The sequence below is a fragment of the Rhizobium sp. 01T417 genome (genome assembly GCF_056398905.1).
Map to the genome: position 1 here is coordinate 71,562 of NZ_JBFTQH010000006.1, position 21,648 is coordinate 93,209.

Annotated in this window: 19 protein-coding genes; 12 read left to right on the forward strand and 7 right to left on the reverse strand. The window is 60.8% G+C overall.

The features are described from left to right. Position 1 precedes the first annotated feature (1 nt). From AC1DPR_RS08745 to AC1DPR_RS08765, 5 genes are all read left to right on the forward strand, one after another. A complete protein-coding gene (locus AC1DPR_RS08745; protein ID WP_477816126.1) occupies positions 2-1,009 on the forward strand; it encodes a sugar-binding transcriptional regulator in 1,008 nt (335 codons plus the stop codon). Further along, positions 1,006-2,001 (forward strand): aldo/keto reductase, encoded by a 996-nt coding sequence (locus tag AC1DPR_RS08750; protein ID WP_477816127.1) that lies wholly within the window; start codon positions 1,006-1,008, stop codon positions 1,999-2,001. The genes AC1DPR_RS08745 and AC1DPR_RS08750 overlap by 4 nt, the downstream gene beginning before the upstream one ends. A gap of 12 nt (positions 2,002-2,013) precedes the next feature. Beyond that, positions 2,014-3,777: a glycerol-3-phosphate dehydrogenase/oxidase gene (locus AC1DPR_RS08755; protein WP_477816128.1), complete on the forward strand. Its 1,764-nt coding sequence runs from the start codon at positions 2,014-2,016 to the stop codon at positions 3,775-3,777. Beyond that, positions 3,750-4,592: a class I fructose-bisphosphate aldolase gene (locus tag AC1DPR_RS08760; RefSeq protein WP_477816129.1), complete on the forward strand. Its 843-nt coding sequence runs from the start codon at positions 3,750-3,752 to the stop codon at positions 4,590-4,592. The genes AC1DPR_RS08755 and AC1DPR_RS08760 overlap by 28 nt, the downstream gene beginning before the upstream one ends. 205 nt (positions 4,593-4,797) lie before the next feature. Then, positions 4,798-6,327, forward strand: coding sequence for an FGGY-family carbohydrate kinase (locus AC1DPR_RS08765; RefSeq protein WP_477816130.1), 1,530 nt, complete (start codon positions 4,798-4,800; stop codon positions 6,325-6,327). Here the strand turns inward: AC1DPR_RS08765 and AC1DPR_RS08770 are convergent. After that, positions 6,254-6,412, reverse strand: coding sequence for a pentapeptide repeat-containing protein (locus AC1DPR_RS08770; protein ID WP_477816228.1), 159 nt, complete (start codon positions 6,410-6,412; stop codon positions 6,254-6,256). The two genes, AC1DPR_RS08765 and AC1DPR_RS08770, sit on opposite strands and share 74 nt — an antisense overlap. Here AC1DPR_RS08770 and AC1DPR_RS08775 point away from each other — a divergent pair. After that, positions 6,366-8,009, forward strand: a complete 1,644-nt coding sequence (locus AC1DPR_RS08775) for a GMC family oxidoreductase (RefSeq protein ID WP_477816131.1) — start codon at positions 6,366-6,368, stop codon at positions 8,007-8,009. The two genes, AC1DPR_RS08770 and AC1DPR_RS08775, sit on opposite strands and share 47 nt — an antisense overlap. 201 nt (positions 8,010-8,210) lie before the next feature. Here AC1DPR_RS08775 and AC1DPR_RS08780 read toward each other — a convergent pair whose 3' ends face one another. Genes AC1DPR_RS08780 through AC1DPR_RS08790 form a run of 3 tightly spaced genes read right to left on the reverse strand, consistent with a single transcriptional unit; the run spans position 8,211 to position 11,436 of the window. Next, positions 8,211-9,092: a TIGR01459 family HAD-type hydrolase gene (locus tag AC1DPR_RS08780; protein WP_477816132.1), complete on the reverse strand. Its 882-nt coding sequence runs from the start codon at positions 9,090-9,092 to the stop codon at positions 8,211-8,213. Continuing rightward, positions 9,089-10,372: an FGGY-family carbohydrate kinase gene (locus tag AC1DPR_RS08785; RefSeq protein WP_477816133.1), complete on the reverse strand. Its 1,284-nt coding sequence runs from the start codon at positions 10,370-10,372 to the stop codon at positions 9,089-9,091. Before AC1DPR_RS08785 ends, AC1DPR_RS08780 begins: the two co-directional genes overlap by 4 nt. Then, entirely contained in the window at positions 10,369-11,436 is a 1,068-nt protein-coding gene (locus tag AC1DPR_RS08790) for a class II aldolase/adducin family protein (RefSeq protein WP_477816134.1), read from the reverse strand. Before AC1DPR_RS08790 ends, AC1DPR_RS08785 begins: the two co-directional genes overlap by 4 nt. A 174-nt stretch (positions 11,437-11,610) precedes the next feature. Between AC1DPR_RS08790 and AC1DPR_RS08795 the strand changes: the two genes are divergently transcribed. The 6 genes from AC1DPR_RS08795 (at position 11,611) to AC1DPR_RS08820 (ending at position 18,330) form a co-directional block, all read left to right on the forward strand. After that, the gene (locus AC1DPR_RS08795) at positions 11,611-12,384 is read left to right on the forward strand and encodes a DeoR/GlpR family DNA-binding transcription regulator (protein ID WP_018856003.1); all 774 of its coding nucleotides are present in this window, start codon (positions 11,611-11,613) and stop codon (positions 12,382-12,384) included. After that, a complete protein-coding gene (locus AC1DPR_RS08800) occupies positions 12,381-13,787 on the forward strand; it encodes an FGGY-family carbohydrate kinase (RefSeq protein ID WP_477816135.1) in 1,407 nt (468 codons plus the stop codon). Before AC1DPR_RS08795 ends, AC1DPR_RS08800 begins: the two co-directional genes overlap by 4 nt. Then, positions 13,784-15,346, forward strand: a complete 1,563-nt coding sequence (locus AC1DPR_RS08805) for a sugar ABC transporter ATP-binding protein (RefSeq protein ID WP_477816136.1) — start codon at positions 13,784-13,786, stop codon at positions 15,344-15,346. The genes AC1DPR_RS08800 and AC1DPR_RS08805 overlap by 4 nt, the downstream gene beginning before the upstream one ends. A 22-nt stretch (positions 15,347-15,368) precedes the next feature. Beyond that, positions 15,369-16,343 carry an ABC transporter permease subunit gene (locus AC1DPR_RS08810; protein WP_477816229.1) on the forward strand — a complete coding sequence of 325 codons (975 nt, stop codon included), beginning with the start codon at positions 15,369-15,371 and terminating at the stop codon, positions 16,341-16,343. 65 nt (positions 16,344-16,408) lie between these two features. Continuing rightward, positions 16,409-17,347, forward strand: coding sequence for an ABC transporter substrate-binding protein (locus AC1DPR_RS08815; RefSeq protein WP_018856007.1), 939 nt, complete (start codon positions 16,409-16,411; stop codon positions 17,345-17,347). Between the two features lie 83 nt (positions 17,348-17,430). Next, complete coding sequence (locus AC1DPR_RS08820) at positions 17,431-18,330, forward strand: sugar phosphate isomerase/epimerase family protein (protein WP_477816137.1); 900 nt, start codon at positions 17,431-17,433, stop codon at positions 18,328-18,330. A 247-nt stretch (positions 18,331-18,577) separates the two neighbouring features. On the opposite strand, the gene AC1DPR_RS08825 is transcribed toward AC1DPR_RS08820, so the two are convergent. Genes AC1DPR_RS08825 through AC1DPR_RS08835 form a run of 3 tightly spaced genes read right to left on the reverse strand, consistent with a single transcriptional unit; the run spans position 18,578 to position 21,641 of the window. After that, positions 18,578-19,324: a ribonuclease activity regulator RraA gene (locus AC1DPR_RS08825; RefSeq protein ID WP_025660642.1), complete on the reverse strand. Its 747-nt coding sequence runs from the start codon at positions 19,322-19,324 to the stop codon at positions 18,578-18,580. 22 nt (positions 19,325-19,346) lie between these two features. Next, positions 19,347-20,510: a mandelate racemase/muconate lactonizing enzyme family protein gene (locus AC1DPR_RS08830; protein WP_477816138.1), complete on the reverse strand. Its 1,164-nt coding sequence runs from the start codon at positions 20,508-20,510 to the stop codon at positions 19,347-19,349. Positions 20,511-20,543: 33 nt separating this feature from the next. Next, positions 20,544-21,641, reverse strand: a complete 1,098-nt coding sequence (locus AC1DPR_RS08835) for an ABC transporter ATP-binding protein (RefSeq protein WP_477816139.1) — start codon at positions 21,639-21,641, stop codon at positions 20,544-20,546. Positions 21,642-21,648 lie beyond the last annotated feature (7 nt).

Genomic DNA, 21,648 nt, shown 5'->3' on the forward strand with positions numbered 1-21,648 from the left:
TATGCCAATCGCCAAACTGAAACAAAAGACGACAGCGCCGCGCGAGGAAATCGTCATTGCGCGCCAGATGCACCAGGCGCTCGTGCTGCATTTTCTCGAAGGCCTGACGCAGGCACAGATCGCCGACCAGCTCGGCATCTCGCATGCCACCGTCAACCGGCTGATCAAGCGCGGCCGCCAGCTCGGCCTCGTCGAGATCAAGATCAAATCGCCGGTCGAGCCGCTGGTGGATATGGAAGAACGCTTACTGGCGCTCGGCGGCATCAGCCGTGCCGTAGTGGTGCCGACCGTATCCGACAATCCGCAGACGGCGCTGCAGGCTGTGGGCGAGGCGGCGGCCCGCCTGCTGATCGAGGAGATCGCCGATGGCGATACCATCTGCATCACCGGGGGCAAGGGTGTCGGCGCCGTCGTCGCCGGCCTGCAGCCCGCTCGTCGCTTCGATGTCGAGGTGATCCCCGCGACCGGCTGCGTGCAGGGCAAGCACTATACCGACGTCAACCACGTCGCTACCCTGATGGCGGATCGGCTCGGCGGACGCTCCTACCAGATCCACGCGCCGCTCTTTGCCGATGATGCCGAGCAGCGGGGCATGCTGATCAACATGCGCGCCGTCGCCGATGTCTTCCAGCGGGCGCGGGAAGCCAAGGTCGCCGTCGTCGGCATCGGCTCGATCCTGAGCTCGGATTCGACCTATTACGACCTGCACCCTTCTTCCAGCGAGGACCGCAAGGCCATCGAACATTCCGGGGCAAGGGCCGAACTGCTCGCCCATCTGCTCGATGGCGAAGGCCGGGTCTGCGACTACAGTCTCAACCGCGCACTGGTTTCGCTGACGCTTGAGGAATTCGCGGCGATCCCGACCAAGATTGGCGTGGCAAGCGGCCTCAACAAGGCCAGCTCCATCCTGAGCGTGCTACGCGGCAACCATCTCGATACGCTCGTCACCGACGAGGCGACCGGGGCGCGTATCCTTGAAATAGCATCCGGGGAAGGGTTTTCGGCATGAGCGGCGAGCAGTTGATCCGCGAGATTGGGCGCTCCGGCGTCAGGGCCTCGGCCGTAGGGCTGGGCACCTGGGCGATCGGCGGCTGGATGTGGGGCGGCACCGACGAGGCGCAATCCATCGCCGCCATCCAGGCCTCGCTTGATGCCGGCGTGACCCTCATCGACACGGCGCCGGCTTACGGCCTCGGCCGCTCGGAGGAGATCGTCGGCAAGGCCATCGCCGGCCGCCGCGACAAGGCCGTCATCGCCACCAAATGTGGCCTTGTCTGGCATACGCAGAACGGCAAGCATTTCTTCGATCAGGATGGCAAGCCGGTTCACCGCTATCTCGGGCGCGACTCGATCATCCATGAGGTCGAGCAAAGCCTGCGCCGGCTCGGCACGGATTATATCGACCTCTACATCACTCACTGGCAGGACGTAACGACACCGATCGAGGAGACGGTGCGGGCGCTTGAAGAGTTGAAGGCGGCCGGCAAGATCCGTGCCATCGGCGCCAGCAATGTCGATCGCTCTGAGCTTCGGCAATACATTCAAACCGGATCACTCGATGCGATCCAAGAGCGGTTCAGCATGATCGATCGCGGGATCGAGGCGGACCTGCTGCCGCTCACTGTTCAAAACGGCGTGTCGACGCTCAGCTATTCCTCGCTGGCACTCGGCCTGCTCTCCGGTACCATCGGACCGGATCGCGTTTTCTCGGGTGACGACCAGCGCAAGGACAATCCGCGCTTTTCCGTCGCCAACCGGCAGAAGGCGAAGGATTTCTCGGAGGCGATCCGACCCGTCGCCGAGCTGCATGGCGCGAGCGTCGCCCAGGTGGTGATTGCCTGGACGCTGGCGCAGCCGGGCGTGACCTTTGCCCTCTGTGGTGCGCGCAACCCGGCACAGGCACTCGACAATGCAAGGGCCGGCACGCTCCGGCTTTCGGCTGACGATCTCAAGGCCATCGACGCGGCGCTGGCGGCGAAACTGGCCCACATGGACGGATAACAGGCTCTCAACATGAACCGTGAAGAGACATGGAACGGGTTTCGCAAAAGCCCGAAGGTGGATGTGTGCGTCCTCGGCGGCGGCATCAATGGGCTCAGCGTCTTCCGCGAGCTGGCGCTGCAGGGCGTGAACGTGCTGCTGGTCGAGAAGGGCGACTATTGCTCCGGCGCGAGTGCCGCGCTGTCGCGCATGGTGCATGGCGGCCTGCGTTATCTCGAAAACGGCGAGTTCGACCTCGTGCGGGAATCGCTGGTCGAGCGCGACCGGCTGCTGCGCAACGCGCCGCATTACGTCGCACCGCTGCCGACCACAGTACCTATCTTCGACATTTTCTCCGGCCTCGGCAACGGCATCGTGCGGTTTCTCGGCCTCACCCGCCGCCCGAGCCGCCGCGGTGCCATCGCCATCAAGACGGGCCTTGCCATCTATGATTTCCTGACCCGCAAACGGGCCTTGATGCCGAAACACCAGTTTCGCGGCCGCCGCGGCACGCTTGCCAAATGGCCGGCGCTCAACCCGGCAATCCGCAGCGCCGCGACCTATTACGATGCCTGGGTAAGCCACCCGGAACGCATCGGCATCGAGCTTCTGCGCGACGGATTTTCGGCTGGTCCGAACGCGCAGGCCCTCAACTATGCGACGCTCGAACAGGCCCCCGCCGGCCACTTTCTACTGCACGATGCGATCTCAGGACAATCGCTGCCGATCAGGCCAGCGCTGATCGTCAACGCCACCGGCGGCTGGATCGACATCGCCAATGGCTCGCTCTTCCCCGAGGATGCCCGTCCCGCGCCGTTGATGGGCGGCACAAAGGGCTCGCACTTGATCATCGATCATCCGGGCCTGCGCGACCTGCTCGATGGCCACATGATCTATTACGAGAACGAGGATGGTCGCATCTGCATCCTCTTTCCCTATCTCGGCAAGGTGCTGGTCGGCTCCACCGATATCCGCGTCGATGATCCCGGCACGGTGCGCTGCGAGGATGACGAGCGCGATTACATCCTGCAATCGCTGGCCTTTGTGCTGCCGGGCATCGTCATCCGCCCGGAAGAGATCGTCTTCCAGTTCGCGGGCGTTCGGCCGCTACCGGCCAGCAACGACAGCTTCACTGGCCGCATCCCGCGCGATCATTTCTGCACGGTCGTCGAGGGCGGCGAACTTAACCCGCCGGTGCTCTGCATGATCGGCGGCAAGTGGACCACCTTCCGGTCCTTCGGCGAACTCGCCGCCGACATGGCGCTCGACCGGCTCGGCCGCCAGCGCCGCATCGATACCGCCGATCGCACCTTCGGCGGCGGGCGCAGCTTTCCCAAGGATCGCAGCGACTGGCTTCGGCAGCTTTCCGGCGCGACCGGCCTTAAGGAGGATCGCATCGCCACCCTCTTCACGCGCTATGGTACCGACGCTGCCGAAATCGCCCGCTTCCTCGTCGCGGCGGATCATGCCCTGCCTCCCGATCACGCCCTGCCGCATACCGGCTACAGCGCCCGCGAGCTCATCCATCTCATCCGCTCGGAAGCGGTGGAGCATCTGGACGATCTTCTTTTGCGCCGCACGACGCTCGCCATCACCGGCGAACTTTCGCTCGAGATGACCGATGCCGCCCTCGCCATTCTCGCCGCCGAAAAAGGCTGGCCGCCGCAGCGCGCTGCCGAGGAGCGAACCCGTTTTCTGACCCTCCTGAACGACCGTCACGGTGTTTCGGAGCAAACCCTTTCCGCAAGGAACGAACAAAGGAGTGAACAATGCGAGACGTCAGCAAGGTCCGGATGAACCGGCTGTTCGGCAACGGTCGTTGCCTGGATGTGGCGATCGATCATGGCGTCTGCAACGAGCCGTCCTTCCTTGACGGGCTGGCGAACGTGCCGGCCGTCGTAAAGGCGCTGGTGGACGCCAGGCCCGACGCGATCCAGATGAATTACGGCCAGGCCGACCTGCTGCAGGACCTGCCCGGCAAGGACAAGCCAGCGCTCGTCATGCGTCTCGACATGGGCAACCCCTACAACCGCATCCGCCACCGCGATATGTGGGCCGTGTTGCAAAATGAGGCCGAGCCGCTGATCGGCGCGCTGCAGATGGATGCGGCCTGCGTCGTCGTCAATCTGTTCATGCTGCCGGACGAGCCCGATCTCTTCCGCCAGTGCGTCCAGAATATTTCGCGCGTGCGTGCCGATTGCGAGAAATACGGCATGCCGCTGATGATCGAGCCGCTGGTGATGCAGCCTGTGACGGAGCGCGGCGGTTACATGGTCGATGGCGATGCCGACAAGATCGTGACGCTGACGCGGCTTGCCCGCGAAATGGGCGCCGATATCGTCAAGGCCGATCCCACGACCAACCCGGAGGATTTTCATCGCGTCATCGAGGCGGCGCGTTGCCCGGTTCTGGTCCGCGGCGGCGGCAAGGAGGATCTGTCCGCGGTCTTCGCGAAGTCCGCGGCCTTGATGCGGCAGGGTGCGATGGGCATGGTCTACGGGCGCAACATCTATCAGCACGCCAATCCAAGCGCCGTCGTGCGCGGTCTGATGGCGATCATCCACGAGGATGCAAGCGGCGAAGAGGCGTTTGCAGTTTATCAGCGGGGGTGAGGTCTTGTGGTTCCCTTGATCTCAGCGCGAGAAGTGCCGAGGGCAAGCAAGGCGATGAGGGCGTGCTGCGGCCAATCCTGAGCATGCAGCGAGCCCTTCATCCGGCCCTTCGGGCCGCCTTCTCCCGGATGGGGAGAATTGGGATCGCCGCTGGGCTTTCGGCTAAAACCACGCAAGACTGACAGAACCTTGGGAGGGGTTCGCAATGGCAAAATATCTGTTGGGGCTCGATGCCGGAAACACCGTCATCAAGGCGGTGATCTTCGATCTCGAAGGCAGGGAGCTGGCGCATGCCGGGGAGGAGGGCCATAGCCGCATGCCGTGCCCCGGCCATGTCGAGCGGGATCTCGGCGAACTCTGGGCCAATGCCAAACGGGTGATCCGCACGTGCCTCGACAAGGCAAACATTGCTGCCTCCGATATTGCCGCCATCGGCTGCGCCGGCCATGGCAACGGCCTCTATGCCCTTGATCGCGATGGCCAGCCGCTGATCGCAATCCAGTCCCTCGACACGCGTGCAACGGGACTTGTCGAGGAATGGGCGGCTGAAGGGGTCGGCGACCGCACCGCACCGATCGCCCGCCAGCGCCCCTGGCCATCCCAGACGCCGACGCTGCTTGCCTGGCTGAAACGCCATCGTCCCGACCTCTTCCAGCGCATTGGTACGGTTTTCTTTTCCAAGGATTTCGTCGTCAACCGGCTGACCGGCAGCCGCGTCAGCGAGGTTTCCGATATGTCCGGCGCCGGCTTGCTCGATCTCGCCGCCCGTCGCTACGACAAGGCGCTGATGGCCGCTTACGGCCTTGCCGAGAGCATGCATATGCTGCCGCCGCTGATCGAAAGCGCCGATATCGCCGGTCATGTGACGCAAGAGGTAGCGACTGAGACCGGACTTGCGGCCGGCACACCGGTCGTCGGCGGGCTGTTCGATGTCGTCGCCTCGGCGCTCGGCTCGGGCGTGTCGCGCACCGGCAGCGCCTCGATCATCGCCGGCACCTGGAGCATCAATCAGGTGATCATCGATGGTCCCGACCTTGATGGCCCGGTTTTCATGTCCTCCACCTTCGACCGCAGCCGCTACATGGCGATGGAAAACAGCGCCACGTCGGCCGCCAATCTTGAATGGCTGGTTCGGGAATTCTTCGAGGACGAGCATCCAGAAGGCGTCTCGCCCTTCGATGCGGCTTGCGCGCTCGCGGCTGCGGTCGCGCCGGCTGCGGATGATCCGCTCTATCACCCCTTTCTCTATGGCGCCCAGCAGAACGGCCATGCGCGGGCCGGTTTTTATGGCATGGCTGGCTGGCACACCAAGGGGCACCTGATCCGGGCACTTCTCGAAGGTGTCGCCTTCGGTCATCGCCAGCATATCGAGACCATCCGCAAGGCGGGTGCGCACTTCGAGGAGGCGGTGCTCTCTGGCGGTGGCTCGCGCAGCAGGCTCTGGCCGCAGATATTTGCGGATGTATTGGGTGTTCCCGTCACTGTTGCCGTGTCGCGGGAGACAGGGGCGCTCGGGGCTGCGATTGCGGCCGGCACGGGTGTCGGGCTGTTTGCCGATTTCACCGAGGGCGCCACCGCCATGGTGCGGACCGATCGGCACTATCAGCCCAATGCTGTGCTATCGGCCCACTACGCCACCCGTTACAGGCTTTACACGGATATTAACGAGGCGATGACGCCGCTGTGGCGGCGGCTTTCGGAGGCCCAAAGCCTCGCAACAGGAGTTGCAGCGTGACCATGCCCATGAATGAAGCGCCCGTGAAACAAGCGCCCATGAAACAAGCGCCCCTTAATGAAGCGCCCCTGAATGAAGCGCCGATGGATGAAGGCGTTTACGATTTCATCGTCGTCGGTGCGGGGTCGGCCGGCTGCGTGCTGGCAAACCGGCTCTCGGCTGATCCGAGAAACCGGGTGCTGCTGATCGAGGCCGGCGGCTCGGATCGGTATCACTGGGTGCATGTGCCAATCGGTTACCTCTATTGCATGGGCAATCCGCGCACCGACTGGATGATGAAGACGGCAGCCGAGGCCGGCCTCAATGGCCGGGCGCTCAACTATCCGCGTGGAAAGGTGCTCGGCGGCTGCTCCTCGATCAACGGCATGATCTATATGCGCGGGCAGGCGGCGGATTACGACGGCTGGCGGCAGGCAGGCAATGCCGGTTGGGGCTGGGATGACGTGCTGCCCTGGTTCCTGAAATCGGAGAACAATTATCGCGGCAAATCGGCCTTGCACGGAGCAGGGGGCGAGTGGCGCGTCGAACGCCAGCGGCTGTCCTGGCCGATCCTCGATGCCTTTCGCGATGCGGCCGAGGAACTCGGTGTTCGCAAGACCGAAGATTTCAACGGCGGGGACAATGAAGGGTCCGGCTATTTCGAGGTCAATCAGAAGGGTGGCCTGCGCTGGAACACGACGAAAGCCTTCCTGCGCCCGGCGATGAAGCGGGTAAACTTGCGCGTGCTCACAGGCGCGGAAACCGAGCGGCTGGAATTTGACGGCAAAGCTGTATCCGGCGTGCGCTTTCGCCTCAATGGCCGCTCCTCTATCGCCCGCGCGTCGCGCGAGGTCATTCTCTCTGCGGGTTCGATCAACTCTCCGAAAATTCTGGAGCTTTCGGGTGTCGGGCGGCCGGATGTGTTGTCGAGCCTCGGCATCCCCGTGCATCATGAGCTCCAGGGTGTCGGCGAAAACCTCCAGGACCATCTGCAGATCCGAACCGTCTTCAGGATTGAGGGCGCGCGCACGCTGAACCAACTTTACCACAACCTGTTCACCCGAGCCGGCATGGCCTTGCAATATGCAATCAGCCGTTCCGGTCCGCTCTCGATGGCGCCAAGCCAGCTCGGGATCTTCGCCAAGAGCGATCCGTCCGTCGCTACCGCCGATCTCGAATATCACGTCCAGCCTCTCAGCACCGACCGGCTCGGCGAGCCGCTGCACCGTTATCCTGCCGTGACTGTCTCCGTCTGCAACCTCCGGCCGGAAAGTCGCGGCACCGTGCATATTACGACACGCGATGCCTCGGTCGCCCCTGAAATTCGCCCCAATTATCTTTCGACCACGGGCGACAGGCTGCTCGCGGCAAATTCAATTCGCCATGCGCGCAGCTTGATGGAAACGACGGCTATCTCCCGTTTTCGACCGCAGGAGATGCTGCCGGGCCGGGAATATCAGAGCGATGACGAGTTGATCCGGCGTGCAGGTGATATCGCCACCACGATCTTTCATCCTGTCGGTACCTGCAGGATGGGAAGCGATCCAATGGCGGTGGTGGATGCGAAGTTGCGCGTGCATGGGCTTGAGAAGCTGCGCGTTGTTGATGCCTCGATCATGCCGACGATCGTGTCCGGCAATACGAACTCCCCGGTGATCATGATCGCAGAAAAAGCAGCAGAGATGGCGCTGAGGATGCAATAGCTGGATGATATTTTCTTTGATCCGACTATCTCGCCGCCTGACGATCACGCCTCGCCTCGGCATGCATCAATAAGAGCTCTCGAAAGTGCCTTGCCCGTACACTTTCGAATACCAGAAATCTTTGAAATCGACACAGATCACGGTGATTTGGAGCATTGTGTCGGCAGTCTGTGTAAGGCCGATTTCGTCAAACACCTGACGTCATTCGCGGCGGCTGTCAGCGGCCGCCTGGCTGATGGCACCCCTTGCCGGGGCAAATTCGTGCATGAGATAGGTTGGAACCGCCTCGCAGCTTTTCATGAGCGCGAATAATTCCTTGTCGGACTTGCTCGCTAGTATTCCGGTGCGCACAAGTACCGATGCGAGCCCGACATTGGCTGCGCCTTTGATATCGTGCTCGATACTGTCGCCGATGCAGACGACCTTTGCTCGATCGAGACTGCCCCATACTGACATGGCGTGGCTGTAAATTTGATGATACGGCTTGCCGATCCACTGGACCTTGCCGCCGAGTTCCTCATAGATCCTCGCGATTGCTCCCGCGCCGGGTGCGTTCTTGCCGCCTGCCAGCTTGTGAATGTCAGGATTTGTGCAAATGCAAGGCGCGTGGTTGGCCGCTGCGGGTTCCAGCATGCGCCGGTATACATCGAGCGCTATGCGTTCCGCCTCGCTGCCCGAGATGATAACGAGATCGGCATCATTCGATCGAGACACAGTCGTCAGATCAAGACGGTCCGCGAGGTTTTGGTCATCGCCGCTGGAGATTGTGAAAGCGCGCATCCCGCGCCGAATGTCCTCAGAACGGGACAGAATATCAAAGGCGACGTCGCCCGACGTCACGAACCGCTCAAACAGGCCACGCTCGAAGCCGAGGCGAACGAAACGTTCGGCATTATAGTCGCCGCTTCGCCCGGAGTTGGAAAGCACGATCACCCGCTTGCCATTCTCTTTCAGCCTCTGCAACGCTGCAGCGGCGCCTTCATAGGCGCCCTCGTCATCACGCAACACGCCAAACTGATCGATCAGAAAGTAGTCGTATTGATTGATCAGGTTTGCGAGCGATGTCTCGGGAACAGAGCTCACTGGTTCTTCCTTTGCCATTGAAGAATGAGCGCTGCGGTGCCGATTGCAGCCTCCGTCGACTTCGAAGGCTTAAAAGCGATACCAAGCGCGGCCTGCCGCATGCGTGTCCACGTCGGGTTCTTCGAGCCGCCGCCAACGGTTCGAACCGATTTCAGCTGCGCGGCACCAAACTCAACCAGCCTGTCATATCCCAACCGTTCAATTTCCGAGATTCCTTCAAGCACCGCCTGGAAGAAAATTGCGTCATCCGCCGGGCGAGGCTCCAGGCGAGGGGCATAGTCCGGATCGCTGAAGGGGAAGCGTTCACCGCGTTTAAGCAACGGATAGAAGTGCAGACCCGTTGGTCGCGAGATATCAAGGCGAGCAGTCAACTCGGCGAGGCCGTCATCTCCGAACAGTGATTTGATGACGGCACCACCCGTGTTGGAGGCGCCGCCGGGGAGCCAGAAATCGAGTACCCTGTGCGAGTAGATACCATATTGAGGTGCGTTGATCGGCCGTTCGGAAGCGAGCTTGAGGACGAGCGTAGAGCCGAGCGCGGTAACGCCATCGCCGATCTGCGAAGCGCCGGTCGCCAGAAACGAGGCGCAGCCGTCGGTCGTGCCGGCGTGAAAGCGGCAAGTCTCTGCAAAGCCAAGCTTGGCAGCGAAACCTTTGACGCGAGAGAGCGCAGCACCGGCACGGTAGACCTTGGGAAGCAGCTCGCGATTGAGGCCGGCCATCTCAATCCAGTCCGGCCATTTTTCCCGTTGCAGGTCGTAACCGGTCTTCAAGGCATTGTTTTCGTCTGTTGCTGCTTCGTGCAGACCGAGCTTCAGCAACAGCCAGTCGGCCTGATGAACGACCTTGGATACACCTGGCTGTCGGGCAAGAAAGATTGCTCGCGCAAGAGCCGAGCTCGCTCCTTTCGCTGGGCTGTCGGCCGGCGCATGCCGGGATATCTGTTCGACAATATCGCCATCGGGGCAATTGTCATTGTACATCAACGGCGCGCCCACCGGTTCGCCCATGCGATCGAGCGCAAGGACGGTTCCGGACGTTCCGTCGATGCCGATTGCTCCGACGGATGCAAGGCTTGTTTTTGCCGCAAGTTGCGTGAGCGCGGTTGACGTTCTTTCCCACCATATGGAAGGGGTGCGGCCTTCCTCAGCGGTGAAAAACGGAGTGCTGGCGAGAGCAACAACCTCACCGTTGTCGGAAATTGCGGCCGTGCGTACGCCGGACGTGCCGATGTCGATTCCTATGACGGTTGCGGGCAATGGATTGGGCGAGCTTGTCACGAGGTCACGGCTCCGCGGTCAAGCGCCTGCCTGTACTGCTCAGCCTCCCAGTTTGTCAGCTCGTATTCGTCCGCTTCGGAAAGATAGTTGACATCGGAACCATCGGGGATGCGTGCTACGACTTCTGCAAGACATCGAGCCATCGCCTGGCCGCCAGCCGTCAACTCGTTCGACAAGAGTACGCCGGAGCCAGGCACGATGATCATTTTCGGCGGGCTTTCTCCTGTCAGTGCCAAGCTTTCGAGGTAAGCGCTCAAGGATTGGTCGGCGTCCAGGAGGCCTATCTTCACGCCGAGGAAAATCACGTGATCCGGATACATCGAACCGGCTGTCGCCAGCCGGACGCTTTCCTGTGAGAGTGCTAGCTGATGGCTCTCGATGTCGTTTGCTGGAGAATAACTGCTATCCCGGCTCAGCCGCTCGAGTGTCTCGATGGACGGGGAGGGAACTTGCCGTTCAGGCATTTCCAGTGCAGCGGAGACCTGCTCGATGCGGCGCGCAACCTCGTCAATGGTGGCCCCGGTAATGATGATGCCGTGATTGTACAGGACTAAAACGTCGGGACGCGTTGTGGCCGCCAAGTCGACCTCGCGGGCAAGTGGCGTGCCGGGGCGCCTGTAGGGAACCGTCACCCAATTCAACCCGGTCACGTCCAGCCTTGCTTTCAGGAGCCGATCGCGATCTTTCAGAACCGAGAGTGCGATCGAGTTGACGCAGTGGTAATGCGCGACGACTGCCTGGGGCAAGGCCGCGTGAAAGCTCGTTTCGATGGATGGCCGCAGGCCGCTGGTATTCTGTGACGCAATAACGAAATCGGTGGCCTTTTCGGCGCGTTGGTCGCCTTTGCGAAGGGCTTGGACGAGCGGCGCGACACGGACAGGCACCATGATATCGCGATCCCCGGCCTGAGCGAGCCAGGTGCCGGATGCTTTGACCCACATGGTATCGCCATCCTTAAGCGAGGTATTCCCGCCTGCCCCCTGAGTTTTGAGGATGTCGGTTCCGATCTGCTTCGACAGCGCCAGAAACCGGTTGAACTCGCCCTCCGAGTTACCTACCGCCATCAAGACCTCCGCGTTTGAGATTTCCACTCACAACAATGAGCGAATTTTTCACCGATCGTATGTAAGCGATTGAATATCGTCAATGATGAAGTTTTTGCGTCAAATTGGCTTGCGGATGAGGTTTCGTTGTGATTATCTTTAATCATCGGCAGGGAGCGGCCGGGAGGAAACACAGTGAACGATGCCAGCCGGCATAAACTCATCACCGACCTTCTTCGCGAAACACCGTTCGCTTCGGTTCGCGACCTGCAAGTCCGCCTCGGCGTTTCCCCGGCGACCATCAGACGCGATATCGACAAGTTGCACGAAACAGGGCGAGCAAAGAAGGTCTACGGAGGGATCTCGGCTTTCGAAGTCGGCGGCCGGCTTGCGGCCCGACCATACGACGAGAATCGCGATATTGCGGTCGAGGCCAAGCGCGCGATAGCCCAAAAGGCCGCCTCGCTGGTGCGGGACGGTGACTCCATTATCGTTCATGCCGGTTCTACCTGCTTTCAGCTGGGCGTGCTTCTGGCTCGCCGCAACTTGCGCATCTATACCAATTCGATGCCGCTTGCTGCCTATCTCGGCGAGCACGGCAGCTGCCATCTCAGCCTTTCAGGCGGCGAACTCTATCGCGAGCCGGGGATCATTCATGATCCGGCTTCGGGTGCGCCCGATTACTTCGCTTCGCGATTCTTCGTTGGCACGCAAGGCATCGATTCACAGGGGCTTCTGGAGTCACACCCGCTGCTCGTCAAGGCGATCGGCGAGCTCAGCACCTGCGCTGATGAAGTGGTGCTGTTGGCGGACAGCCGAAAGTTTTCCATTCAGCCACGTAATCTGGCTTTGACGCTGTCGCGCGTCGGAACGATCGTGACCGACGACGGTTTGTCCGACGCAAACGCCAAGATGCTTGAGAATGCCGGTGTGACGATCCTCATCGCAGATGTCGGAGGCGTCATTTGACAGAGCATTGTCCAGTTGCGGTCTTTGACCTCGGAAAGACCAATTCGAAGCTGTTCGTCATCGACGGCAAGGGCGATGTCGTGGCGGACCGACGCGCCAAGCCGGTATGGCGCGAGCACGGCGACATTCGTGTCCTCGATGACGAAGCTCTTTTTTCCTGGATGCAGGACGAGCTCAGCCAGGCCGTCGAAGCGCATGGCGTTCGCCATGTGACGTTTTCCGCGCATGGCTGCACGTTCGCGCTGATCGGAAAAGGCGAACTTTGCCATCCGATCCTTGATTACGAACAGGAGCCTCCGGCATCGGTCGCAGCCAGGATCGATCCGCTCATTCCACCGTTTTCGGAAACCTACTCACCCCGTCTGCCGCTGGGGTTGAACTACGGCCGCCACATTCTGTGGCTTCAGGACAGGGATCCGAGCACGCTCGACGCTACCGATGCGATCCTTGCCTACCCTCAGTTCTGGTCATGGAAATTCTCCGGCCGCGCCACCTCCGAAGTGTCCTATCTCGCTTGCCATTCCCATCTTTGGGCACCGTTGGCCGATGACTTCAGCAGCCTCGTCGACCAAGAGGGTTGGCGCGCGAAAATGCCTGATCTTGTGTCGGCAGGTTCGTCACTTGGGACATACCCCGTCACGGCAGCGGGCGAAACTGTGGAGGTTATGGTCCACAATGGTGTCCATGACAGCAATTCCGCACTGTTCTACTACAGGTCCGTCGGCTTTGACGATTTCACGCTGATCTCGACTGGCACCTGGGTGATTATCTTCAATCAGGCGTGCCCTTTGAATGCCCTCGATCGTGAGCGCGACATGCTCGCCAATGTCACGGTAGACCATGCACCTGCCGCAACGATCCGGTTCATGGGTGGTCGCGAATACGACGTGGCAAGCCAAGGCTGGACAAAGCCGATCAGTATCGAATCGGTGGAAGCGGTCATCGCCAAGGGAAGCTTCGCCCTGCCGTCTTTCGCCGCCGGTGGGCCGTTTCCGGGTTCAGAAGGTCATTTCCTCGGACCAACCGTTGAGGGCGAGGAGCGGGCGGCCGTGGCGTTGCTCTACGTGATCCTGATGACGGATCTGTCACTCGATCTTATCCGTTCGCAAAACGACATTGTGATCGATGGCGGCTTGGTCAAGGCCGACCTCTATGCACCATTGCTTGCGGCCTTGCGGGATCAGACAGTCTTTACCAGTGCAAATCCCGAAGGCAGCGCCTTCGGGGCGGCTGCGCTCGTATTTCGCCAGTCCAATGTCCGGCCCTTCAAAAATGAGTGTGAGCGTATCCGTGCCGTCGAGATCGCCGGCCTTGGCGACTACAGGCGGGAATGGAGGCGACGTGCGATAGAGCTGAGGCGTGACGTGTCGCAGCCGGCCATGCTGAGCGAGGGGATCCGATGAACCCAGTTGTAGCATCGTCCCCGGCCATTGCTCCCGTTCTCGAAATGCAGAACATCAGCAAGACCTTCGGCAATACGCGCGCACTGACGAAAGTCTCCTTGACCGTGTATCCCGGTGAAATTCATGCGCTGATGGGTGAGAACGGCGCCGGCAAGTCGACGCTGATGAAGGTACTCTCCGGTGCGTACCTCGCGGATCCCGGCGGTACGATTCTGGTCAGCGGCCGGCCGGCGGTCACCGGCGACCCGATCAAGGCAAGAGCCAACGGCATTGCGGTGATCTATCAAGAACTGTCGCTCGCTCCCAATCTGACTGTCGCCCAGAACATGTTTCTCGGGGAAGAGCCGTCACGTCTGGGGTTTGTCGACCGCGCGGATATCAGGAAGCGCGCCGAGCCCATTCTGAAGCGCCTCGGCATCGGCTTTTCTCCCAATCAGCTTGTGTCGTCCCTTTCCTTGGGCGAGCGTCAAATGGTCGAAATTGCCCGCGCTCTGACCACGGACGCGCGCATCATAGTCATGGACGAGCCGACGACATCACTGACGAGCCGGGAAACCGAAAAGCTTTTCGAGGTGATCGCCAGCCTCAAGGCGCATGGAATTGCGATCATCTACATCAGCCATCGCATGGAAGAAATCTACGCGCTTGCAGACCGCGTCAGCGTGCTTCGCGACAGTGCCTATGTTGGCACGCTGAAGCGCAGCGAACTGTCGGCCGAGCGGCTCGTCTCCATGATGGTCGGCCGCGACCTGTCGTCGTTCTATAAAAAGGAGCACCGCGCTGCCGCGCACGATCGCCAGGTCGTGCTTGCCGTCAAGAATGTGGGAGACGGGCGGCGCGTGCACGATTGCTCTTTTAATGCCTGTGCCGGCGAGGTGCTGGCCATCGCAGGCCTTGTCGGTTCAGGCCGCACGGAGCTTGCGCGGCTGGTCTTCGGTGCGGACCACAAGGCAACCGGTGTCGTGACCTTGAACGGTCAGGAGCTTTCGCTGCGCGGCCCCCACGATGCGCTCAATGCCGGGATTGCCTACCTCACCGAGGATCGCAAGGCACTTGGCCTGTTCCTCGACATGACGATCAACGAGAACATCAATGTCGGTGTGATCGCCAGGGATGCGCGACCAGGCGGGTTCCTCGATTTCGGCAAGGCGAAGAAGCGCGCCGATGACGCCGTTTCGTCCCTGTCGATCCGAACGAAGAGCACGTCCATCAATGTCGGGGCCCTGTCGGGCGGCAACCAGCAGAAGGTGTTGCTGGCGCGCCTTCTGGAGACCAGGCCGCGGGTCGTCATCCTTGATGAGCCGACGCGCGGCGTCGACGTCGGTGCGAAGTCGGAAATCTATCGGATCATCGACGAGCTTGCCGAAAGCAGCATCGCCATCATCGTGATCTCAAGCGACCTGCCGGAGGTGATTGGTATCGCCGACCGCGTGTTGGTGATGCGCGAGGGACACATCGCCGGCGAGGTCGTCGCATCGCCGGACCGACCGATCGAGCAGGAGACCATCATGGCCCTTTCGACCGGTCCGGTCGGTCGAGACACAATGAGCGCGACATAAGAGAGAACCTGAAATGAGCGCAATGCAGAGCGGACAGACAGCAACAGACAGGATGAGGCTGAGGTCGACCTTGACCGCCCTTGGTATGCTACCCGTCCTCATTCTTTTGGCCGTCGGCTTTCATCTTCTCAGCGGTCGCTTCCTGAGCGTCAACAATCTGTCGATCGTCATGCAGCAGGCGTCGATCAATACCGTGCTTGCGGCCGGGATGACGTTCGTGATTCTGACGGGCGGCATCGATCTTTCCGTCGGATCGATCCTTTCCGCCTCCGCCATGGTCGGTGTCATCGTTTCGCTGTGGCCGGATGTCGGCATGCTTGGAATCCCCGCAGCAATCGCGGTCGGGCTGGGATGCGGCCTCATCAACGGAGTTATCATCGCGTTTTTGAAACTCCCGCCCTTCATCGTCACGCTGGGTTCGCTAACGGCAATGCGCGGTATTGCCCGTCTTCTCGGCAACGACACGACCGTCTTCAATCCCGATCTGCCCTTCGACTTCATCGGCAATGGCAATCTGTTCGGCGTGCCATGGCTGGCGATCATCGCATTGGTGACGATCCTGGCGTCCTGGGTGATCCTCAAGCGGACGGTGCTCGGAACCTGGATCTACGCTGTTGGCGGCAATGTCGAGGCTGCACGCCTCACGGGCATCAAAGTGCCGCTGGTGCTTTTGTTCGTCTATTCGATGTCGGGCCTGCTATCGGGCCTCGGCGGTGTCATGTCGGCAGCCCGCCTGTACGCGGCAAACGGATTGCAGCTTGGCCAGGCTTATGAGCTCGACGCGATTGCAGCCGTCATTCTCGGCGGTACCAGTTTCGTCGGCGGCGTCGGTTCGATCTGGGGCACGCTGATAGGGGCTTTGATCATCGCTGTCCTGTCAAACGGTCTCATCCTCGTCGGGGTTTCCGACATCTGGCAGTACATCATCAAGGGACTTGTCATCATCGTTGCCGTCGGACTCGACCGCTACAGGCTGAGAGGGATTAGCCGCACCTGAGCTGCGGCTGAAGGAACCGGGTTACCGGATAACAAAGGCGCAGGAGGCGCCATAAGGAGGAAAGCATGCGCATGATCTCTAAACTGCTCACCGCCACCGCACTCGCCGCGGCAATTGCAATGCCGGCCGCGGCAAAGGATCTTCAAAAGATCGGCATTTCGGTCGGCCTTCTGGGCAATCCATTCTTTGTCGCGACCATCAAGGGCATTGAAGACCGAGCCAAGGAAATCAATCCGAATGTTCAGGTGACCTCCGTTTCTGCCGATTACGACCTCAACAAGCAGGTTTCGCAGATCGACAGCTTCATTGCCGCAGGCGTTGACATCATCATGCTCAACGCTGTCGACGCCAAGGCAATTGCACCGGCCGTCAAGAAGGCTCAGGCCGCCGGCGTTATCGTCGCCGCCTTTGACGTGTCCGCACCCGGTGCAGACGTCACCGTCATGACGAACAACGTCAAGGCAGGCGAAGAAGCCTGCCAATACATCGTCGACAAGCTCAGCGGCAAGGGCAATGTTGTCATCATTAACGGCCCGGCCTCGTCCTCGATCCTCGATCGCGTCCAGGGCTGCAAGAACGTCCTGTCGAAGAGCCCTGATATCAAGATCCTCTCTGACGACCAGAACGGCCAGGGATCGCGCGATGGTGGTCTTGCGATCATGCAGGGACTGCTGACGCGCTTCGACAAGATAGACGCCGTTTTTGCAATCAACGATCCGACCGGCATTGGCGCAGAGCTTGCCGCAAAGCAGTTGAACCGGAACGAGTTTTTCATCACCGCAGTCGATGGCGCTCCTGATATCGAAAAGTCGCTCGCCAGCGGCAACTCGATGATCAAGGCCTCCGCTTCACAGGATCCCTACGTCATGGCCGGCGACTCGCTGAAGATGGCCGTCGATGTCCTGAATGGCAAGAAGCCGGCCGAAACGACGGTGCTTCTCGACCCGAAGTTGATCACGGCTGAAAACCTCAAGGACTACAAGGGCTGGACGGCAGCCCGCTAAGGTCTCCTCCCGAGTGGCCCGCCGTTGCCGCGTGCACGGCGGGTCGCCTTCCCTCAATGAAAATCTCAGGAAGCGGTTTGCCCATGTCCAAGATCGGTGTCCACTCATTTGTCTGGAGTGCCGGCTCGTCGAAGGATGAGCTCGATAAAGCTCTATCGAGGTCCCACGAACTTCAGTTCAAGCTTATCGAGTTTTCGTACCTCGATCCGAAACAGGTGGACGTGAAGTGGCTGGCGTCTCGCATCGAGTTACTTGGCCTTGATGTCGCAATCAGCATGGGGCTGCCCTTGGAGGGTGACATCTCCAGTAATGATCCGGCAGTTGTTGCCAAGGGCGAGGATATTCTCGATCGCGCTGTGGCACTCGTGCGCGATCTGGGCGGTACCAAGCTTGCCGGCATACTGAGCTCGGCCCACGGCAAGCAGGAACATGCGCTGACGAAGAAGGGATGGGATACGAGCGTCGCCACCCTGTCGAGAGTGGCAGATCGAGCCAAGGCTGCCGGCGTTACGCTAAACCTCGAAATCGTCAATCGCTTCGAGAGCAATATGCTCAATACGGCGGCGCAGGGGATGGCCTATATTTCAGACACAGGCGCTGCGAACGTCTTTCTGCATCTCGATACCTTCCACATGAACATCGAAGAGGCCGACGTCGGCCTTGCAATCCGTCATGCCGCGGACAAGATCGGCTATGTCCATATCGGGGAAAGCCACCGCGGTTACCTCGGCACCGGAAATATCGATTTCGCCACCATCTTCGACGCTCTCGTGGCGATCGGTTGGGATGACTATGTAACCTTTGAATCCTTCTCCACTACGATCGTCGACAAGGACCTTTCATTGAAGACGGCTATCTGGCGCAATCTCTGGGACGACAACGTTGCGCTTGCCAGGCATGCCCGTCAGTTTATCGAACTTGGGCTGGAAACCGCCAAGCGCAGGGCCGAGTTGGTCAAGCAGACGCACTTGACGTGGTCATAGGAATGGGCCGCTTAACCGCATACTCATGCGGTAGGCGCATGGAGTGACGGCTTTTTCAATCGCACGAACCCTCCCGAACGGCTGGCTTCGCGCATGGCCGTTCTTCAGGGGTGCGGCGCGCCAGACATAACGGTTGTCCTTTCGCCGTCTGGGCGGCTCGGTCAGGCGAAATTTGGTTCCATGCTTTTTGTGTAGACGCCGGCGATATCCGGAGAAAGTTCGCCGCCCGCCTGGGGTGATCCATTGGCTAGGTTGTTCCCAAGCGATTTGTTTTGCGCCACTCTTCGTACTCTCCGCGGGCATCGTCATGCAGCGGATAGTAACGCTGCAACGACCCGCCCTCCATGAGTTTCATTCGCGAAAACTCCTCCCAATCGTGATGCTTTTGCGATTCCTCGATGACGCTCGCAGCCATTGCGACTGGAAGCACAACCACCCCGTCATCGTCGGCGACGATGATGTCTCCGGGGATTACCGTGACACCGCCGCAGGCAATCGGAACGTTGACGGCGTTGGGGTAGATGCCGGTCTGCACATGATAGTTGGGCGTCCAGCCGCGCAGCCATAGAGGCAGATCCAGCTTCTCGACATTGGGCCGGTCGCGCATGCACCCATCGATCACGATGCCAGCACCGCCTCTGCCTTTGAAATACGTCGACATCATATCGCCGAAGACGCCCGAGCTCATGTCGCCGCGCGCGTCGACCACGACCACATCGCCCTCCTGCACGTGGTAAAGCACATGGCGGTGCAACTGCGTCTCCGGATCTGCATATTCTCCCTCGGTGAAGAGGTCGGGCCGCTGCGGCATGAATTGAAGCGTCAAGGCCGGCCCGACGATCGACTTGCCGTGATTTTGCGGCACGGGACCGACCATGTGCGGATTGCGGAAGCCCATGTGGCCTAGCGTGCCGGAGATCGTCGCGGCGCCGATTTCCTTCAATGCGTCGATCATCTCTCTGGGCGGTCGCGTAATCTCGGGCATATGTGTCATTCCAGGCTCCCGTTGGATGAAACTACCAGTTTGTGACAGAACCGTCGCGGCGCTTCAGGTGAGGCGCTTCCCAGAAACGAAAGCTCTCTGCCTTGACCGCCTCTTCGTTGACTTCGACGCCGAGCCCTGGCAGATCGCTGACCGGATAGTCGGGGCCGTCGAGCCTTGGTTGCACGGGGAAGAAGTCGGAATTGTCGAAGCCCAGCTTTGCTTCGGGCGCCCTGGTCTCGAGCCAGGCGAAATTCGGTACTGCGGCGGCGAGATGGATGGTCGCGGCCGTGCAGACTGGGCCGAGGGGATTGTGCGGCATCAGGTCCACATAGTGTGCCTCGCTCCAGCCGGCGACCTTCATCGCCTCGGTGAGCCCGCCAACATTGCAAACATCGAGCCGGTTGAACTGATGGATGCCACGCTCGATGTAGGGCAGGAATTGCCACTTGCTGGCAAATTCCTCGCCGATGGCGAACGGGATGTCGGTCATCCTGCGCAGGGACTCGTAGGCTTCTGGTGTCTCGTCGCGTATCGGCTCCTCGAGGAAATCAAGCACGCCACGGCCGAGCTTGTTACAGAAGCTCGCAGCCTCTGCCACCGACAGCCGATGATGATAGTCGATGCCGAGGACGACCTCGTCGCCCAGCGCTTCGCGCGCCTTGTTCAGCATGGTTGCGGTCGCGGCGATCGACTCCCGCGGCTCAAAGATGTCCTTGCTGTTTTGCCCGACGGGGAAGAAGCGGATCGCCTGCCACCCTTGTGCGCGCAGTTCGCGGGCCCGTTCGATGGCAACATCGCCCTCGGCCTCGTCGCCGGTCGAGGCGAAGGTGGGAATCCGGTCGCGCTGCTTGCCGCCCAGCAGTTCGTAGGCCGGCACCCCCAGCGCCTTGCCCTTGATGTCGTGAAGGGCAATGTCGATGGCGGAAATCGCCGCCTGCAGAACGCGCCCGCCTTCGAAGTATTGGCTGCGATAGACTTCCTGCCATATCCGACCAATCTGCATCGGGTCGCGGCCGATAAGAAACTCGCGATAGTGCTCGATCGCGCCGGCGACGGCCTTCTCGCGACCGCTCAAGCCGCTCTCGCCCCAGCCGAAGATGCCGTTGTCGGTCTCGACCTTGACCAGCATCTGGTTGCGCGTTCCGACCCATACCGGATAGGGCTTGATCGCCGTGATTTTAAGCTTCGTGGTCATCCACGCCCTCGGTTTACACGCATCCGCTTGGTCTCAGTCGGCCTTGAGGGCCATTTCCGTTTCGCCGTCGAACAGATGCATCCGCTCCTGATCGAACTCGAGCCAGATCTGTTCGTCGGGCGCCACGGCAATGGTCGGCGGCACGCTGACATTGACGATGGCTCCAGACAGAAACGCCTGTACAAAGGTGACGTCCCCGGTCGGCTCCACCGTGTAGGCCTTGGCGGGGACGCTTCCAGGCATCGCACTCTTGTGCAGCCTGATCGTCGAGTGACGTGCGCCGAGCACAACCTTCTTGGTTGTTGCCCTTGCGACCTTCTGGGCGTTGATTGGCGAGAGCTCGAGGCGCCAGCCCTCCGGGCTTGTCAGCACAGTATTGCCGCTTGCCGTTGATGCCTCCAGCGGAACAAGGCTCATTGCCGGGCTGCCGACGAAACTCGCGACAAACATGTTCACCGGATGGGCAAAGACCTCTGCCGGAGAATCGTATTGCTGCAGGAAGCCGCCATTCATCACCGCCATCCTGTCGGCCATCGTTACCGCTTCGAGTTGGTCGTGCGTCACGTAGATGACCGTCGCCTTGAGGTCCTGGTGGAAGCGCTTGATCTCCGAGCGCATCTGCACGCGCAGCTTTGCGTCGAGGTTGGAGAGTGGCTCATCCATCAGGAATACCGCCGGATCGCGAACAAGGGCGCGGCCCAGCGCCACGCGCTGCTGTTGCCCGCCCGAAAGTTCGCGTGGCTTGCGCTCGAGCAGCTGCGTCATGTCCAGCACTCGCGCTGCTTCCCTGACCTTCTTGTCGATCTCGCTCCTTGGCAACTTGCGCATCTGCAGCGGGAACGCCAGATTCTTGTAGACCGATTTCTGCGGATAGAGCGCGTAGTTCTGGAACACCATTGCGATGTCCCTGTCCTTGGGGTCGAGATGGTTGACCACCCGGTCGCCGATGACGATGTCGCCAGAGGTGATGGGGATGAGCCCCGCCACGAGATTGAGTGTGGTTGTCTTGCCGCAGCCTGAAGGGCCGACGAGCGCAACGAATTCGCCGTCGTTGACCGTCAGCGAAACATTGTTGACAGCTTTGAAGCTGCCATAGGTCTTGACCAGATTTTTGAGGACCACGTGGGCCAACGGCAAC